The 699-nt window shown below is 70.1% G+C and carries 1 protein-coding gene; it reads right to left on the reverse strand.

Features of this window, described 5'->3' with window-relative positions; all coding sequences use genetic code 11:
- Positions 1–699, reverse strand: a 699-nt coding sequence (locus IL992_RS45580; RefSeq protein ID WP_264295231.1) for an alpha/beta hydrolase, incomplete at both ends; no start/stop codon positions are given.

Genomic DNA, 699 nt, shown 5'->3' on the forward strand with positions numbered 1-699 from the left:
GTTCGCCCACACCGTGACGTGCTTGGCGTCCGTGAAGGCCGTCGTGGTCTCGAAGGTGACGAAACCGCCCTCGGACACGAACGGCGTCGGAGTGGTGCCGGCTGCGGGCGGGGTGAACTCGCCCTTCAGCGGCCCGTGTCCGGCGCTCGGGCCGTGATCCGGCACCGTGCGGAACAGCCGTGGCACGAAATCGATCAGGTTCTCCTGCCAGGCGTTCCAGTTCCCCCCGGCGTCGGGGTTGACCCCGTCGAACTCGTACCTGACACCGGCGCGGTCCAGCGCCTTGGTGAGGCGGTCGGTCGCGTTGTACGCGGGATCGGTCACGTTCCCGGTGTACAGACGCACCAGCTTGAGGCCGCGGTTGATCGCTTTCGCGTCCGGCCGGCCGGCGCTCTCCGTCAGCAGGCCCGAGAACGAGCCGGCGTAGGCGAACTCGTTCGGCTTGGTCAAAGCGGCACGCAGCGCCCGCGTCCCGCCCTCGGACACGCCGGCGACGGCCTGATGCGCCGGGTCGCGGAGGACGTGGTACTTGTCCGCGACCGCCGTGCGGAGGTCCTTCAGCTCCTTGTCGTCAGCCGGCCCGTCACCGCCGCCGATCACGACCACCATCGGCTCCATCGAGCCCCGGGCCGACAGGTTGTCGAAGATCTGCTTGGCACGGCCGAGGTCGAGCCAGTCGGTGGCGCTCTGCCCCTCGCC

The sequence above is a fragment of the Microbispora sitophila genome, assembly GCF_014892245.1.
GTDB classification, from domain to species: domain Bacteria; phylum Actinomycetota; class Actinomycetes; order Streptosporangiales; family Streptosporangiaceae; genus Microbispora; species Microbispora siamensis.